This window comes from Nocardia huaxiensis, from assembly GCF_013744875.1.
Classification (GTDB): domain Bacteria; phylum Actinomycetota; class Actinomycetes; order Mycobacteriales; family Mycobacteriaceae; genus Nocardia; species Nocardia huaxiensis.
Genome location: NZ_CP059399.1, coordinates 1,012,208 through 1,027,672, shown reverse-complemented (window position 1 = coordinate 1,027,672; position 15,465 = coordinate 1,012,208). Strand labels below are relative to the sequence as shown.

General features: G+C 69.0%; 14 protein-coding genes and 3 pseudogenes. 8 read left to right on the top strand and 9 right to left on the bottom strand.

Going from position 1 to position 15,465, the window contains the following annotated elements:
* Positions 1-26: 26 nt before the first annotated feature.
* From H0264_RS04760 to H0264_RS04750, 3 genes are read left to right on the top strand one after another with little or no spacing between them, the layout of a single operon-like run.
* Entirely contained in the window at positions 27-695 is a 669-nt protein-coding gene (locus tag H0264_RS04760; protein WP_181582833.1) for a DUF3239 domain-containing protein, read from the top strand.
* 51 nt (positions 696-746) lie between these two features.
* On the top strand, positions 747-1,385 hold the full coding sequence (locus H0264_RS04755) for a LysE family translocator (RefSeq protein ID WP_181582832.1): 639 nt from the start codon (positions 747-749) through the stop codon (positions 1,383-1,385).
* A gap of 56 nt (positions 1,386-1,441) precedes the next feature.
* Positions 1,442-2,866: a M1 family metallopeptidase gene (locus H0264_RS04750; RefSeq protein WP_181582831.1), complete on the top strand. Its 1,425-nt coding sequence runs from the start codon at positions 1,442-1,444 to the stop codon at positions 2,864-2,866.
* A gap of 1 nt (position 2,867) precedes the next feature.
* Here the strand turns inward: H0264_RS04750 and H0264_RS04745 are convergent, their stop codons facing one another.
* Both H0264_RS04745 and H0264_RS04740 read right to left on the bottom strand, forming a co-directional pair.
* Positions 2,868-3,512 carry a LysE family translocator gene (locus H0264_RS04745; RefSeq protein ID WP_181582830.1) on the bottom strand — a complete coding sequence of 215 codons (645 nt, stop codon included), beginning with the start codon at positions 3,510-3,512 and terminating at the stop codon, positions 2,868-2,870.
* 73 nt (positions 3,513-3,585) lie between these two features.
* Entirely contained in the window at positions 3,586-4,761 is a 1,176-nt protein-coding gene (locus H0264_RS04740) for a pyridoxal phosphate-dependent aminotransferase (protein ID WP_181582829.1), read from the bottom strand.
* A 174-nt stretch (positions 4,762-4,935) separates the two neighbouring features.
* On the opposite strand from H0264_RS04740, the gene H0264_RS04735 reads away from it, so the two are divergent.
* Positions 4,936-5,196 carry a hypothetical protein gene (locus H0264_RS04735; protein WP_181582828.1) on the top strand — a complete coding sequence of 87 codons (261 nt, stop codon included), beginning with the start codon at positions 4,936-4,938 and terminating at the stop codon, positions 5,194-5,196.
* A gap of 54 nt (positions 5,197-5,250) precedes the next feature.
* On the opposite strand, the gene sigJ is transcribed toward H0264_RS04735, so the two are convergent.
* Positions 5,251-6,177, bottom strand: coding sequence for an RNA polymerase sigma factor SigJ (gene sigJ / locus H0264_RS04730; protein WP_181582827.1), 927 nt, complete (start codon positions 6,175-6,177; stop codon positions 5,251-5,253).
* A 92-nt stretch (positions 6,178-6,269) separates the two neighbouring features.
* Here sigJ and H0264_RS04725 point away from each other — a divergent pair, with 92 nt between their 5' ends.
* Positions 6,270-6,854, top strand: coding sequence for a GNAT family N-acetyltransferase (locus H0264_RS04725; RefSeq protein WP_181582826.1), 585 nt, complete (start codon positions 6,270-6,272; stop codon positions 6,852-6,854).
* A gap of 8 nt (positions 6,855-6,862) precedes the next feature.
* Positions 6,863-7,393 (top strand): class I SAM-dependent methyltransferase, encoded by a 531-nt coding sequence (locus H0264_RS04720; RefSeq protein ID WP_181582825.1) that lies wholly within the window; start codon positions 6,863-6,865, stop codon positions 7,391-7,393.
* A gap of 25 nt (positions 7,394-7,418) precedes the next feature.
* On the opposite strand, the gene H0264_RS04715 is transcribed toward H0264_RS04720, so the two are convergent.
* The 3 genes from H0264_RS04715 to H0264_RS04705 all read right to left on the bottom strand — a co-directional run bounded on the left by H0264_RS04715 (position 7,419) and on the right by H0264_RS04705 (position 10,021).
* Complete coding sequence (locus tag H0264_RS04715) at positions 7,419-8,504, bottom strand: 3-deoxy-7-phosphoheptulonate synthase (RefSeq protein WP_181582824.1); 1,086 nt, start codon at positions 8,502-8,504, stop codon at positions 7,419-7,421.
* Between the two features lie 222 nt (positions 8,505-8,726).
* A complete protein-coding gene (locus H0264_RS04710; RefSeq protein WP_181582823.1) occupies positions 8,727-9,089 on the bottom strand; it encodes a PH domain-containing protein in 363 nt (120 codons plus the stop codon).
* A 50-nt stretch (positions 9,090-9,139) separates the two neighbouring features.
* A complete protein-coding gene (locus H0264_RS04705; protein ID WP_181582822.1) occupies positions 9,140-10,021 on the bottom strand; it encodes an oxidoreductase in 882 nt (293 codons plus the stop codon).
* A 181-nt stretch (positions 10,022-10,202) separates the two neighbouring features.
* On the opposite strand from H0264_RS04705, the gene H0264_RS04700 reads away from it, so the two are divergent.
* Together H0264_RS04700 and H0264_RS04695 are read left to right on the top strand one after the other, a co-directional pair.
* Complete coding sequence (locus H0264_RS04700) at positions 10,203-10,367, top strand: DUF5993 family protein (RefSeq protein ID WP_181582821.1); 165 nt, start codon at positions 10,203-10,205, stop codon at positions 10,365-10,367.
* A 5-nt stretch (positions 10,368-10,372) separates the two neighbouring features.
* Entirely contained in the window at positions 10,373-11,026 is a 654-nt protein-coding gene (locus tag H0264_RS04695; protein ID WP_181582820.1) for a disulfide bond formation protein B, read from the top strand.
* Between the two features lie 55 nt (positions 11,027-11,081).
* Here the strand turns inward: H0264_RS04695 and H0264_RS39155 are convergent.
* The 3 pseudogenes from H0264_RS39155 to H0264_RS39275 all read right to left on the bottom strand — a co-directional run.
* Positions 11,082-13,037 (bottom strand): annotated as a pseudogene (locus H0264_RS39155) (non-ribosomal peptide synthetase); the annotation flags it as partial.
* Positions 13,038-13,487: 450 nt separating this feature from the next.
* Positions 13,488-15,167 (bottom strand): annotated as a pseudogene (locus H0264_RS39280) (condensation domain-containing protein); the annotation flags it as partial.
* Positions 15,141-15,374, bottom strand: a pseudogene (locus tag H0264_RS39275) (phosphopantetheine-binding protein); the annotation flags it as partial. The pseudogenes H0264_RS39280 and H0264_RS39275, both read right to left, overlap by 27 nt.
* Positions 15,375-15,465: the final 91 nt, after the last annotated feature.

The following is a 15,465-nucleotide window of genomic DNA, read 5'->3' as shown; positions in this document are numbered from 1 at the left end:
GCCTCCACAAGGCGGGAGGGACGCACGTGCGACGCTTCGAATTCGCGGTGGACCGGGAGCACGCCCGAGCGGTCAACGAAGTCGTCGCCGATCTGCGACGGTTGCGGGTGGCGGCGATGACGGTCGCGGTGGTGCTGTGGCTGGGCACCGCCTTCCTGATCTGGCTCAACCACCCGTGGTCGTACCTGCTGGCCGTGGCCTTCGCGCTGGGCGCGGCCACCTCGCTGTTCATCGGACTGTGGACGCCGCACCGCGGCCGTGTCGACAAGCTCTATGCCGCAGGCGAACTCGTGCCGGCGGTGGTCTCCGAATCCACGGGTAGGGGCACCACGCTGCTGGCCCTGGTGAATCTAGCCAAGCCGAGCGCCGACGGCCCGCGCTACGCGCTCATCACCCGCACCGTGCGCACCCTGCCCGGCCATCGCCCGCAGACCGGGGAGCGGGTCCCGGCGGTGACGGTCCGCATCGACCGCGCACCCGCCAAGGTCGGGGAGCTGTGGCAGTCGGTGAGCACCATGCCGATCGCCTGGGGCACCCGCGATCTCAACATCATCGAGGACGCTCGCCGGTCCATTCGCGAGGTCGAGTGGAAGCTGCTCACCGACAATCTGGATCTGGCGGCCAAGGTGCGGCGCGTGGACGCCAAACGGCTGCTGCTGGATCCGCAGCAGCTACCCGAGGAACTACAGCGCTGACCGGATCGCCGGAACCCGAAATGGCTTGCGCCGCTTCCGTAGACTGATCCGATGATCCCCGCCGCAAACCTGCTGGCGTTCCTCGTCGCAGCCTTCGTTCTCATTGTCGTTCCGGGTCCGGGTGTGCTCTTCGTGATCGGCCGGGCGCTCACCGAGGGCCGGCGAGCCGCCCTGGTGTCGGTGCTCGGGCACTCGCTCGGCGTGCTCGGCGTGCTGCTGCTCGTCGCCGTGGGGCTCGGCGCGGTGCTCCAGGCCTCGGCCATCCTGCTCACCATCGTGAAGCTGGCCGGTGCGCTGTATCTGATCTACATCGGCATCCAGGCCATCCGGGAGCGGCGGTCGCTGCGTGCGGCGCTGGGCACCCAGGCGCAGACCGCGCACCGTCGCCGGGTGTTCCGGCAGTCGGTGATCGTCGGCGTCACCAATCCCAAGGCCATCATCTTCTTCTCGGCGGTGCTGCCGCAGTTCGTCGATCCGGCGAGCGGGCCGCTGCCGGTGCAGATGCTGATCCTGGGTTTCCTCTTCCTCGCCATCGCCCTGGTGTCCGACAGCGCGTGGGCGCTGGTGGCGGGGTCGGCGCGAGACTGGTTCGCCAAGTCTCCGAAGCGGATGGATGCGGTCGGGGGTGCGGGCGGGGTCATGATCATCGGCCTGGGTGCGAGCGTGGCCGTGTCGGGCAACGCGCACTGAGCCGGGGGGCGACTAGCATCGGCTGATCGGCGGTTTGTCGGAAAGGGGCGGATTTCTTGTACGGGGCACGGACAGGGCGGCGCGGCTGGTGGCGGTACGCGGCGGCGAGCGCGGCCGTGCTCGCGGGAGTGGGCGTGGCACCGGCCCAGGCCGATCCGGCAGATCCGACGGTCGGCGCGCCCGGACTCGAAGACCCCTACTATCCGCTCGACGGCAATGGCGGCTACGACGCCAGGCACTACGACGTCACCATCGGCTACGACCCGCCGACCCGGCAGCTCACCGGATCCACCCGGGTCGACGCGACCGCGACCCAGCTGCTGCGCACCTTCAATCTGGATTACAGCGGCCCGCAGGTGTCCAAGGTGTCGGTGAACAATATGCCCGCCTGGTTCGACCGCACCGACGAGCACGAACTGGTGATCACCCCGCTCATCCCGCTGCTGCCCGGTCTGCCGTTCGCGGTGCAGGTGGAGTACGCGGGCGAGGTGACCGGCACCGACGGCGAAGGCTGGGTGCTGTCCCCCACCGGCGGCGCTTTCGTTGCGGGCGAACCGCATTCGGCCACCAGCTGGTATCCGCTCAACGACACCCCTTTGGACAAGGCAACTTTCACGCTGCACGCCACCGTTCCGCAGGAGTGGGAGGTGATGTCGAACGGGCTGAAGGTGCGCGATGTGGTGCAGGGAGCCCACCGGGTCACCGATTGGGAGATGCGGCAGCCGGTCATCGGGTATCTCACCACCATTGCCATCGACAGGTTCGAATTCCTGGAACAGCGGCGCGCCAATGGAACTCCGCTGCTGAGCGCCTTCGCGCCGAATGCCGTGGACGCCAAGGAGATGGAAGCCCGGCTGCCGGAAATCCTGGACTTCACCGAGGAGCTGTACGGGCCGTACCGGTTCGACGTGGCGGGCGGCATCTACGTCGACACCGAACTGGAGTTCTCCCTCGAAACCCAGTCGCGGCCCATCTACGCGCCGTGGACGGACCTGCAGACGGTGGTGCACGAGATCGCCCACCAGTGGTGGGGCGACTCCATGTCCATCAAGCAGTGGTCCGATATCTGCCTGAACGAGTGCTTCGCCAGCTACACCGCCGACTACCTGTGGCCGGAACGCAAAGAGGGCCTGGACGTGGACGCCGAGTACCACGAGACGCTGAACGAATTCCTCGGCAACCCCAAGTTCTGGCGGAACCGCCTGCAAGATCCCGGCGTCGGCAAGGAATTCACCTCCGTCTACTACCGCGGCCCGCTGTTCCTGCACGCTCTGCGCCGCACCATCGGCGACGAGGCGTTCTTCTCCGGCATCCACGAATTCGTGAACGCCCACGCCTACGGCAATGCCTCCATGCCGGAATTCCGGAAGTTCATGCAGACCAAGACAACCCAGGACCTGACCGGCTTCTTCACCGCCTGGCTGGACACCGAGGAACCCCCGGCCGACGAATACCTCTACCCGGGCTCGCTGCACACCTAGATCACGCCGGAACGGGCCGGGCGCGGTCGGTGGCGACCATCGCGGCCATAGCGCCCAGCATGCCGCCGGTGACGGCCCGCTGCGCCCGCAGCCACAGCGGACGGCCGGACAGGAAGGCGGCCACCGCGCCCGCGCTGAACACGATGAGCGCGTTCACGCTCACAGCGATGACGATCTGAACCGCACCCAGGCTCAGGCTCTGCAGCCAGACCCGGCCGTGCGCGGGCACCACGAACTGCGGGATCAGCGCCATGTACATGACTGCGATCTTGGGGTTGAGCAGGTTGGTCACGAAGCCCATCGTGAACAGCCGGCGCGTGTTGTCGACGGGCAGCTCCTGCGGCGCGAACGGCGAAATACCGCCCGGCCGAAGCGTTTTCCACGCCAGCCACAGCAGATAGGCGGCGCCCGCCAGCTTCAGCGTCAGATACAGCGCGGGCACCATGGCGAACACCGCCGTAATGCCCGCGGCGGCGGCCACCAGATAGACCAGGAACCCCGCCACCACCCCGAGCAGTGACACCATCCCGGCGCGGCGTCCCTGTGAGACCGTGCGCGACACCAGATACATCATGTTCGGCCCCGGCGTGAGCACCAACCCCAGCGCCGCGACCGCCACCCCCACCACCGCCGTCGCCTCGATCATGTCTTCGATGCTGCGCGACCGACCGGTGTCCTGTCGCGGGCCAGTCGGCAGCCGCTGGCCCGCTCACCCTGGACTAGCCGACGCGGACGCCGGCGCGGAGGCGGCGGACGCCCTCGGCGATGGTTTCCTCCTTCTTGCAGAAGGTGAAGCGCACCAGGTGGTTCCAGGAAGGTTTGTCGTCGGCGAAGACGCTCACCGGGACGGCGGCGACGCCGAGGCGTTCGGGGAGTTCGCGGCAGAAGGCGTAGGCGTCGGTGGCGCCGAGGGGGGTGATGTCGGCGCAGACGAAATAGGTTCCGTCGCTGCGCTTCACACCGAAGCCGGCGTCGGAGAGGGCCGAGGAGAGGCGAAGGCGCTTGTCCGCGAGGGTGTCTCGCAGGGCCGTCACCCAGTGCTGTTCGTGCTGGAGGGCGTGGGCGACGGCGGGCTGGAAGGGGCCGCCGCCGACGAAGGTGAGGAACTGTTTGGCGGCGAGCACGGCGTCGAGCAGTGGGGCGGGAGCGCAGGCCCAGCCGATCTTCCAGCCGGTGACGCTGAAAGTCTTGGCGGCACTGGAGATCACGACGGTGCGCTCGAACATGCCGGGCAGGGTGGCGATGCTGATGTGCTCGTGGCCGTCGAAGGCCAGATGCTCGTAGGCTTCGTCGGACATGACGTAGAGGTCGTGTTCGATGGCGAGTTCGGCGATGGCCGTCAGATCGGCGCGCGACAGCACCGTGCCGGTGGGGTTGTGCGGTGAATTGACCAGCAGCATGCGGGTTTTCGGGGTGATGGCGGCGCGCAGGCTGTCCAGGTCGAGGGCGAAACCGTCGCCGTCGGGGACGAGGCGCGCGGTGCGCCGGGTGGCTCCGGCCAGGGCGACGGCGGCCGCGTAGGAGTCGTAGTAGGGCTCGATGAGCACCACCTCGTCGCCGGGTTCGACCAGCCCGAGGATGGTGGCCGCGATGGCCTCGGTCGCGCCGACGGTGACCAGCACCTGGCTGTCCGGGTCGTAGTGGGTGCCGTAGCGGCGCGCCCGGTCGACGGCGACGGCCTGCCGCAGCGCGGGAACGCCGCGGCCGGGCGGGTACTGGTTGAAGCCGTCGGCGATGGCCTGGCGCGCGACCTCGAGCATGCCCGCGGGCCCGTCGGAGTCCGGGAACCCCTGGCCGAGATTGACGGCGCCGTGCTTGACGGCGAGCTCGGTCATCTCGGCGAAGATCGTCGACGCGAAGGGCCGCAACCGGGCGACGGTCGGTGTGTGGGGCATGTCCGGAGGATAGTCCACCTGCGCAAATCGTTGCGAGGCGATAGCGAACACGCATATTTCACTTTTTGATCAAGGCTTCTACCTGCGTCGTTGTGCAATTTCCCAGCGAGAGCTAGCCTGCCCGTGCTTCATCTCACACCGCCACACCCGGCGGCTTCTCGAAAGGGGCGAAACATGGCCTCCTACATAGAATTTCTGCTCAATCCGGCACTCGCCATCGATTTCCTGCAACAGACCACCCACCAGTTCGTCTCCGGCTGGGGCTGGACCACGCCCGACTGGAACGTCGGCTCCAGCTTCCCGCCCTCCGGTTCCGGCAACAGCAGCGGCTCCGGCACCGGTTCCGGCATCGGCAACTGCCTGCCCACCGGCTCGGTGAGCATCTCCGGCGGCCCGAGCTGCACCTCGGGTAGCGGCGTGGTCACACCCAACTGACGAAAAGGGCTGGGCGGCAGGTTCGTCGGGGGTGTGCCGCCCATCCCCCACGCATCAGCGCGGTAGCCGGATACCGGTGAGCTTGGCCGGATTCACCAGGTCGTAGATGCTCCAGATCTTGCCGTCGCGCACGGTGAAGGCGTAGACGCGCAGCGGGCTGCCCGGAATGCCGTCGCGCGGGGCGCGTTCGTGGATGAGCATCCCCAATTGCCCGTTGACGAGCACGAATTCGAATTCGCCCGCGCCGATCTGCGAGACATCGTCCAGGCCGTACTTGCGCCGCAGCCCCAGCCACAGGCGCGCGTTCTTCTCCACGCCCGCAACCACATTGATGGCGGTGGCGGTGGTGCCGCCCGCGTCGCCGACCGTGTGGATCTCCGGATGCAGCGCCGCCACAACGGCATCCACGTCACCGCGGTACAGCGCCTCCAGCAGCGCCTGCACGGCCGCATTGTGCTCGTCGTCGGTGACCGGTTCGGGCGCTCGCGCGGCGGCTTTGCGGGCCCGCACCGCCAATTGCCGTGCGGCGTCGGTGGATACGCCGAGAATGTCGCCGATCTCGTCGAACGGCACCGAGAATCCGTCGTGCAGCACGAAGGCCACCCGCTGCGGCGGCGTCAGCGTGTCCAGCACCACCAGGGCGGCCAGCCGCGCGTCCTGCTTGCGCACCACGGCCGCCAGCGGGTCAGGCGTGCTGGAGGGCAGCGGTGAGGTGACGACGGGCTCCGGAAGCCATTGCCCCACATAGCGTTCGCGCCGGGTGGCGGCGCTGCGCAGCCGGTCCAGGCAGATGCGGCTCACCACGGTGGTCAGCCAGGCGCGCAGATCCTCGATCTCGTGCTGCCTGGCGACGGCGAGCCGTAACCAGCTCTCCTGCACCGCGTCCTCGGCATCGGTGACGCTTCCCGTCAGCCGATAGCCCACCGAGAGCAGATGCGGCCGATGGGATTCGAACAAGTCGGCGAGAAGAGCGGCAACCATCGAGCCGATCCTACGGCGGCCCGGCGACACGCCCGCCACCGCACCCCGGAATCCGGCTGCGCTCGCGCACGATTCCGTGACAGCATGGCTCGATGGAGGACGCGCAGACCCTGTCCAACGGAACCCTCTGGTTGTCACCGCCCACGGTGCACGACATCGACGCCATCACCGCCCGCTGTCAGGAACCGTCCATCGGCGAATGGACCACCATGCCGGTGCCCTATCACCGCGCCGACGCCGAGAAGTTCGTCTACGACATCGTCACGCCGGGCTGGGCGAGCCGCCGCCCCACCTGGGCTTTGCGTCTTGCCGAGCACGGCCCGGTGATCGGCATGATCGGCCTCGGCACCCCCGATCTGCACCGCGACAGCGACGCCGCCGAGATCGGCTACTGGCTGTCCGGCGCGCAGCGCGGCCGCGGCCTCATGACCCAGGCCGTGCGCATGGTCTGCACCGCCGGATTCGATCCGCTGCTGTTCGCCTTCCAGCGCATCGAATGGCGCGCGTTCACCGGCAATCACGGCTCCGCCGCCGTGGTCCGCCGCGCGGGTTTCCGCTATGAGGGCCTGCTACGCGGCGGCGCGGTCCAGCGCGGCGTGCGCCGCGACAGCTGGGTGGCGGGCCGGCTCGCCACCGATGCCGCGGACCCCGCCCCCGATTGGCCCGACAGCGTCTAGGAGTACCCGTGCCGAGTGATTCCCGCTTCGAATGGATCGCCGAGCTCATGCGGATCCGCCCGGACGACCGCATTCTGGAGATCGGGGCCGGATCCAGCCCCTCGGTGGCCTATCTGGCCGCCGGGCTGACCTCCGGCTGGGTGCTGGCCATCGACCGGTCCGCCACCGCCATCACGCGGTCCGCGAAAAAGCATGCCGCCCTGGTCGATTCGGGCAAGGTCGAATTGCGGGTGGCCGAGGTGGAAGAGCTGCTGCCGGAAGAACTTCCGGACGACCCCTTCACGAAGATCCTCGCGGTCAATGTGAATCTGTTCTGGACCCGCCGCGCGGCAACCGAACTCGCGCTGATCCGGAATCTGCTCGCGCCCGGCGGCCGGCTCTATCTCGCCTACGGCTACGGCGCCGCCGACGGCGACCCGTCGGAGAGCCCGAAGCCCGCCGCCGCCGAGCTCGATGCGAACCTGGCCGCGGCGGGCTTCACCACCCGAGTCGAATCCTCCGGCGATCTGCTGTGCGTGATCGCCACGCCGGACGAATGAAACCCCGTGTCCGGCAGCACATTCCTCAGCCGCGACGCGCGGCGACAGCCTCGGCCAGCCGGTCGAGCTGGGCGGCGGTGACCTCCCAGTCGAGGCAGGCGTCGGTGATGGACTGCCCGTAGGTGAGGTCGTCGGCCTGCCCGAGGGTCAGGTCCTGACGGCCCGCCACCAGGAAGCTCTCCATCATCAGGCCCACGACGGTGCGCTCGCCCTCGGCGATGCGTCCGGCGATATCGGTGACCACGTCGACCTGCTTGTTGTGGTCCTTGTTGCTGTTGCCGTGCGAGGCGTCCACCACCAGGCGCTGCGCCAGCGACGACTTCTCCAGGCGCAGCAGCGCTTCCGCGCAGGAGGCGGCGTCGAAGTTGGTGCCGTTGCTGCCGCCGCGCAGGATCACATGGCAGTCCGGGTTGCCCGCGGTGCGGATGAGCGCCGAACGCCCGTCGAGGTCGGTGCCGGGGAAGACGTGGCTGGCCGCCGCGGCGCGCACGCCGTCGACCGCGACCTGCACGTCACCGTCGGTGCCGTTCTTGATGCCGACCGGCATGGACAGCGCGCTCGACAGCTGCCGGTGCACCTGGCTGGCGGCCGTGCGCGCGCCGATCGCGCCGTACGAGACCAGATCCGAGATGTACTGCGGCGTAATGGGATCGAGGAACTCACAGGCCACCGGCAGCCCGAGTCCGGTGATGTCGACCAGTAGACGCCGGCCCAGATCCAGACCGGTGTTGATGTCGAAGGATCCGTCCAGGTGCGGATCGTTGATCAGGCCCTTCCAGCCCAGCGTGGTGCGCGGCTTCTCGAAGTAGACGCGCATGACGATGTGCAGCCGGTCCCCGAGCTCGGCGGCCTTGGCGGCCAGGCGGCGGGCGTAGTCCATGGCGGCCTCGGGATCGTGCACCGAACACGGGCCGACGACGACCATCAGGCGGTCGTCGTCGCCATTGAGCACATCGACGGTGGCCTTGCGCCCGGCGCGCACGACATCGGCGAGCGCGTCGTCGATCGGGTGCATGCCGCGAATATCGGCGGGGGAACGGAGCGGGCTCACACTGAGCGTGCGCTGGTCGTCGAGGTCGGCATGCCTGTCGAGATCGGCGGCGAGAGTCATGATCGTGGGTTCCTTTTCTCAGGCCGGCCCACGGTGATTCGGGTTTCGAGAACCCCGGAGCCGGTCTGTGTTACATCCGGCTCGGGGTGGAGGAGGTCAGCGCAGGTTCACGCCGCTCGGCCCACCCGGGGCCGGCTGGCTAAACCAGAAATACACGCGCTGCATGTCCCGGACTGTACCAGAACTGAAAGATATTGCGTGTGGCGTGCGACACTCCGGCAACTATCGCGCGATGTAATGCAGGATCACGTCGTGTACGTGGCGGGCCTTCTGATCGCCGCGAAACTCCACCTCGTAGGTGTTGTGGCCGGTGCTGATCGCGATATGGCCCGACGAGAAGAACTGGCCCGCGATGGATTTGTTGGCGATGACGCTCACACTGCTGATCCGCGAATAGGGAATGCTGGTGACGGCGACTTTCTTACCGACGAAGGAATTGTCCTGGATGATGACGCGGCGGTCGGTGAGCCCGAGGAAGCCGGTGCCCACGCCGATCGCGTCGTAGACCGCCAGAATCTGTTCACCCTGCAGCAGGCCCGACTGGATCTTGTCGAGCTGGTCGCGGCGGTCGTGCGGAATGTTCATGCGGCCCAGCCTATTCGGATTCCCGGGTGCCGGATTCTGCTCTTCAGCAGCTATTTTCGAGTGAACGGATAGGTGACCTTGGTCAGCTGCTCGGACAGTTCCCACAGGCGGCGGGCCGTCATCTCGTCGCGGGACGCGGCGGTGGAACCACTGCGGCCGGGATACCCGCGCAGGCCACGGAATCCGGTGGGGCCGTAGTACGCCCCCGGCTCCACCTCGGTGGTGGCGGCGAACAGGGTTGGCAGCGCGCCCATTTCGGCGCTCTGCGCGAACAGGCGATTGCCGATCGCCATGAACCGGTCCTGAATCGATTCGGTGTGCGACTGCAATTCCGTCGCGGCATAACCTGGATGCGCGGCCACCGACAGCTTGGCCGAACCTGCTGCGGTGAGCCGGCGCTGCAGCTCGTAGGCGAACATGAGGTTGGCCAGCTTCGACTGCCCGTAGGCGGCCCAGCGCTGATAGGAGCGGCGCTCCCAGTTCAGATCCTCCAGATCGATGCGGCCCATGGCGTGCGCGCCGCTGGACAGCGTCACCACCCGGTCCCGGATCTTGTCCAGCAGCAGCCCGGTCAGCGCGAAATGACCGAGATGGTTTGTGCCGACCTGCATTTCGAAACCGTCGGCAGTGCGCTCGAGCGGGACGGCCATGACGCCCGCATTGTTGATCAGCACATCGGCCGAGTCGATGCCGTCGGCGAACTCGCGCACCGAGGACAGGTCGGCCAGATCCAGCCGGCGGACCTGCGCGCCCGCCCCGATCTGGTTCGCGACCGCATGACCCTTCAATTCATTGCGGCAGGCCATGATCACCTGCGCGCCGGCGCCCGCGAGCGCCCGAGCGGTCACCGCGCCCAATCCGCTGTTGGCGCCGGTGACGATGAACGTCCGGCCACTCTGATCCGGGATGTCGGCGATGTCCCAACCACTCACCCGACCGAGTCTAGGGGCGCGGGCGCGGGACCGGGTGGTCTAGCCGGGAACCCGCACGCTCCGGACCACCCCACCCTCGAATGCTGAAAAGTTGCCATCCGCCGCACCAGGTCGTCGGAGCGCGGCGTGTCCGAACCGCGTTAAACACCTATGACCTGCGAAAGCGGTAGCGTCCGCGACCATGGACACCATCCTTTGGGCTATTTTGCTGGCGGTGCTGGTGTTGATCTATCGACAAAGCTCTCGCCGTACCGTGCTGGCGGCGTGGTGGGTCGGATTCATCGTGACCGCACTGCTGCTGAAACACCACATCACCAGCGGCCTCGGCCTGGGACTCACCTGGTGACCGCCATGACGAACGACACCGCGACCACCACGCCGCGCACCGGCGCCCTCGGCCAGGTGCAGTACTGGCTGGCCGTCATCTTCATCGTCGGCTGGACCGGCGTCGTCTGCGGCGGCCTGGCCGTGCAGTTCGGCCCCTGGGACTATCCGTGCCCGCTGTGCATGGTGCAGCGCAATTTCATGATCCTGGCGGCGCTCGGCGGCGCATACATTGTGCGAAAAGCCATGACCGGCAGCATCTCCCGGCTGCACTACATGACCGGCTGGGGTCTGTGCATCGTCGGCTGCTTCGGCGGCGGGTTCACCTCCTGGCGGCAGACCATGCTGCACATCCTGCCCGGCGACCCCGGCTACGGCGGCGCGGTACTCGGCCTGCACCTGTACGTGTGGGCGCTGATTCTGTTCGTAGCCGCCATCGCCACCATCGGCGTGGTGCTCGCCTTCGCGGACGAGACCGCGGCCACCCGGATCCCCACCGGCGGCGCGCACGAGCTGATCGGCAAGCTGGCGCTGTGGTTCCTCGGGCTGGTCATCGTGATCAACCTGGTGGCGGTGTTCTGCCTGGCGGGCTTCCACTGGTACCTGCCGGACAATCCGTCCTGCTATCAGCTGTTCCACGACCTGGGCATCATCGACGGCGACTGCCCGGTCATCGAGTAGCGTTCCCTCGCACCGACAGTGGCCCCGCACCTGCTCAGGTGCGGGGCCTCTGTCGTCAGGACTGGGCGAGAACCTCGTCGTCGGACATGGCGGCGACCTCCAGGTACATCCGAGCGACCGCGTCCAGGCGGCCCGGAGTTCCATTGCGCTGCTCACGCTTCAGCAGACGCGCGGCCAGACCGGCGACGGTGCGGGCGGCGAAGAAGTCCGAGACCACGGTGTCGGGGGAATCCAGCCATTCGCGGACGCGGGCCACCACTGCGGTGGCGAGGACGGAATCGCCACCGAGCGCGAAGAAGTCGTCGGTGACGCCGACCTGCTCGCGATCCAGCACGGCGGCAACGATATCCGCGAGGGCGTGCTCCAGATCGGTTCGCGGGGCCACGAATTCGGTCGCACTGTCCTCGACGGACAGCAGGGTGACGATGGCCTTGCGGTCCGGCTTGCCGTTCGAGGTGAACGGGAGCTCGGCGAGCAGTTCGATCCGGGTGGGGATCATGTAGCCGGGGAGCAGGTCTGCGGCGGCGGTCAGCAGCGCCTCCACCTCCAGCCGGACGCCGTCGACGCCGACCACCACGGCGGCGAGTTTCGGTGCGGCCGAACCGATCACGGCGGCGATCGCGTGCCGGACCCCGGGCAGGGCGCGCAGGGCGCTCTCCACCTCGCCGAGTTCCACCCGGTAGCCGCGGATCTTGACCTGGTGGTCGGCGCGGCCCAGGAATTCCAGGGTGCCGTCGGGCAGGTAGCGGGCCAGATCGCCGGTGCGGTACCAGCGCAGGCCCTCGTGCGTGACGAAGCGGTCGGCGGTGCGCTCCGGGTCATTGCGGTAGCCGGCCGCGACGCCGTCGCCGCCGATCCACAGTTCGCCGGTCACCCAGTCCGGGCAGTCGTGCCCGGCGGGACCGACCACCCGGCAGCGCACATTCCGCAGCGGCGTGCCATAGGGCACGGCCGACCATTCGGCGGGCACGCGCGCGTCCACGACCTCGCAGATGGTGGAGTGGATGGCGGTCTCGGTGGCGCCGCCCAGACCCGCGAACCGGCAGGCGGGGGCGATGGCGGCGAGCCGCGACGGCAGCGCCACATCCACCCAGTCGCCGCCCAGGATCACCATGCGCAGGCTGTCCAGGCGCTGCGCGGCCGCAGCGGTCAGCAGCATGTCGAGCAGGCTCGGCACACAGTTGAGCACCGAAATGCGATGCCGCCGAATCAATTCCACCCAGCGGGCCGGTTCACCACGCTGCGCGTCGTCCACGGTCACGACCGCGCCGCCCACACTGAGCAGACCGAAGATGTCATACACCGACAGGTCGAACTCCAAGGCGGACAAGGCCAATGCCCGATCCCCCGCCCCGATCTCGAACCGCTCGTTCAGATCGTCGATGGTGTTCATGGCCGCCCGATGCGGCACCTCCACACCCTTGGGCTTGCCGGTCGACCCCGACGTGAACAGCACATAGGCAATGGCCTCCGGATCGGGAAACACCGGCTCCGCCAACGGTTCCGCGTACCCGCGCGCCGCCCCGAGCACGATGGTCGGCACCTCCGGCACCCGATCCCCCGTGGTGACGGCGGCGACCACGCCACCCGTACGCAGAATCTCCGACCGCCGCGCGGCAGGCTGATCGAACCCGATCGGCACATACACCGCACCGGCCGCCAGCACACCCAGCGTGGCCACCACCTGATCCGGCCCCTTCGGCAGCTGCACCGCCACCGCATCACCGGGTTTCACACCCTCGGCCCGCAGCACCCCGGCCACCGCCAGCGCCTCGGCCGCCAGTTCCCGGTAGGTCTGCACGACCGGCTCGGCTCCGGCCGCCCCGTCGCGCTCCCAGATCACCGCCGCCGCATCCGGATTCGCCGTCGCGTGCGCGAAAAACCCCTCGTGCAGGGTTCGCCCGCTGACCGGCCCGGACGTGGCATTCACCTGCGCCCGGATCACCGCCTGCTCCACCGGGATTCGCACCGTGGCTTCCGCGTCCCAGCCCGCGCTCTCGGCCGGGACCGCGCGGCGCTCCGCCGCGGGCAGCACCAATGCCACCGCCTCGGCGGACAGTTCGGCCGCCGCATCGGCGAGCACGGCCGCCGGGACCGGCTCGGGGTCCACACCCCGCGCAGGTCGGGCCACCCCGGTATCCCGCACCGGCGCAAAGGAAGTCGCGGAATCGGCATCGAGACCGCACACCGGCGCGACGACGGCCGTCATTCTCGCGGTGTGGTCGCGCATCAGCCCGGCGGAGATCGCCGCGCCGGTGTCACCCACCGAATCGCCGACCGCCGTCTCGACCGGGCCGCCGAGTTCCCCGGCGGCACCGGCCGGCATCCTGGTCGGATCCGGATGGCCCGACGGCTCGGCGGATGTCGGCGCGTCCGCGCTCGAATCACCCTGCGGCCCGGGAGAAGTCGCCTCAGCAGCGGTATCGCCCGGCGACTGCGCGACGACCACACCGCCTGCGGCGAGCTCGCGAGCCGCGTCGGCGGGCAGGCCGGACAGGCGCAGGATGGCGGCGATGTAGCGGGCGAACATGGTTTCGACCATGCCTGTGGGGAAAGCGTTCTCGCGGACGTCCCAGTTGAGCAGGAGGCCGCCGCGGACCTCGGTCACCTGGGCGTCCAGCAGAACCTGCGGGCCCTGGGAGATGATCCACACCGGGTCGCCGAAGGTGTCGGTGACCTGATCGGAGAAGAGTTCGCCGAGGTTGATGGCGCTGGTGTAGACGATCGGGGCGAGGACCGGCTCGCCGCGGTGGCGGCCGAGGTCGCGGAGCACCTCGAGGCCGGAGTACGCGGAATGGGCTCCGGCGGCGTGCAATTCGCGCTGCAGGGCCTGCGCCCGCTCGGTCACCGTCGCAGGAGTGGTCACGTCGACCTCGAGCAGCACCGAGGAGGTGAAGTCGCCGACCACGCCGTCCACCTGCGGGTGCACCGGTTCGCGGTGGAACAGGGGCAGATTCAGCAGGAAGCGGCGCTGCGCGGACCAACCGCCGATCGTCTCGGCGAAGACCGATGCCAGCGCCATGGCGGGCGTGACGCCACGCGCATGCGCGGCGGCGAAGGTGCGCGCCTTCGCCTCGGGCGACAGCCAGCGATGGAAACGCACCGTGCGCATTTCGGGCGCGGCCGTCGACGTCGCGCCGGTGCGCGGACCACCGATCGGCTTGCCCCCGCGCACAGCACCGCCGGGCTCGACAGCACCGCCGACAGACGCGACCGTTCCGCCGACGCCGACCGCGGCGGTCCCGGACCGGGCCTCGGCGAGGACCTCGCCGACCGGCGAGGAGTCGGCTCGGCGCGTGATCTCCTGTGCGCGAGGCAGTTCGGGTGCGCCGGGGAGTTCGGGGAGACGCTGCTGCCACCATTCCCGAGCGCGCTCGCGGTCGGCATCCGGACCGCTGTAGGCAGTCAGGTAGTCACGGAAGGTGTAGGTCTGCGCGGGCAGGTCTTCGCCGTGGTAGAGCCGTGCCAGGTCGCTGATCAGGATGCGGTAGCTCTGGGCGTCCGCGGCCAGCATGTCCACGTCGAGGTGGAGGCGGGTGCGGCCGTCGGGGAGCAGGGTGAGGGCGATGTCGATGACCTGGCCGTCCTCGACGGCCATGAGCTGGTGGGTCTTGCGGTCGCGCAGTTCTTCCAGGGCGCGTTCGGCTTCGGCGGCATCGCGATCGCGGAGGTCGGTGATGGTCCACACCGAGCGGCCCGGACGGTCCAGGGTCTGCTGGGTGCCGTCCGGCAGGAAGCGGGTGCGCAGCATGGGGTGCCGCTGGACGAGCTGTTCGACGGCGCGCTCCAGGCGCTCGGAATCGACTCCGCTGCCGTCGAATTCGACGTACAGGTGAGCGGCGACCGCGCCGAGTTCCTGGCCCTCGGACCGGCCGATCCAGTAGGCGTGCTGCATGGGCGCGAGAGCGAAAGGAGTGCCGTCGTCAACTGCCCCAACGGTTTCCGGATCGGCGACGTCCGCGGATGCTGCCCGCGGTTCCACGGCGGAGCTCACAGCAGCGGCCGGTGGTCGCGCCGCGGCGGTGGTTTCAGCGGTAGCCGCCTGCGGCGCCGCCGCGGGTGCTGCGCTGTCCGCCGCGTCGCCGCCGCCGAGCAGGCGGTGCCAGTCGGCGACGGTGGGCTCGGCGACGAGCTGGGCGAAGTTGATGGACAGGCCGCGTTTGCGCCAGGCGCCCGCGAGTTTCATGGTGCGGATGGAGTCCAGGCCGAGCTGGATGAGGTCGTCGTGGTCGGTGACGTCCGCGGGGTCGAGGCCGAGGTGGCCCGCGATGGCGGCGCGGATTTCGTCGCGGGCGATGACCTCGTCGGATGCGCCGGCCTCGTTACCAGCCCGCTGCGCTGACTCCATTTCCGCTGCACTCCTTGTCCTCCGGCCCGCTCTCCGGACACGTCTCGTCGAGCAGCCTAACCGATTGAGATAGGGTTGCCTAACCTATGTA

Excerpts from the sequence above, each read along its gene's own strand:
- H0264_RS04755 (WP_181582832.1), top strand. The coding sequence starts at position 747 with ATGATCCCCGCCGCAAACCTGCTGGCGTTCCTCGTCGCAGCCTTCGTT.
- H0264_RS04745 (WP_181582830.1), bottom strand. The coding sequence starts at position 3,512 with ATGATCGAGGCGACGGCGGTGGTGGGGGTGGCGGTCGCGGCGCTGGGG.
- H0264_RS04740 (WP_181582829.1), bottom strand. The coding sequence starts at position 4,761 with ATGCCCCACACACCGACCGTCGCCCGGTTGCGGCCCTTCGCGTCGACG.
- H0264_RS04735 (WP_181582828.1), top strand. The coding sequence starts at position 4,936 with ATGGCCTCCTACATAGAATTTCTGCTCAATCCGGCACTCGCCATCGAT.
- sigJ (WP_181582827.1), bottom strand. The coding sequence starts at position 6,177 with ATGGTTGCCGCTCTTCTCGCCGACTTGTTCGAATCCCATCGGCCGCAT.
- H0264_RS04725 (WP_181582826.1), top strand. The coding sequence starts at position 6,270 with ATGGAGGACGCGCAGACCCTGTCCAACGGAACCCTCTGGTTGTCACCG.
- H0264_RS04715 (WP_181582824.1), bottom strand. The coding sequence starts at position 8,504 with ATGACTCTCGCCGCCGATCTCGACAGGCATGCCGACCTCGACGACCAG.
- H0264_RS04710 (WP_181582823.1), bottom strand. The coding sequence starts at position 9,089 with ATGAACATTCCGCACGACCGCCGCGACCAGCTCGACAAGATCCAGTCG.
- H0264_RS04700 (WP_181582821.1), top strand. The coding sequence starts at position 10,203 with ATGGACACCATCCTTTGGGCTATTTTGCTGGCGGTGCTGGTGTTGATC.
- H0264_RS04695 (WP_181582820.1), top strand. The coding sequence starts at position 10,373 with ATGACGAACGACACCGCGACCACCACGCCGCGCACCGGCGCCCTCGGC.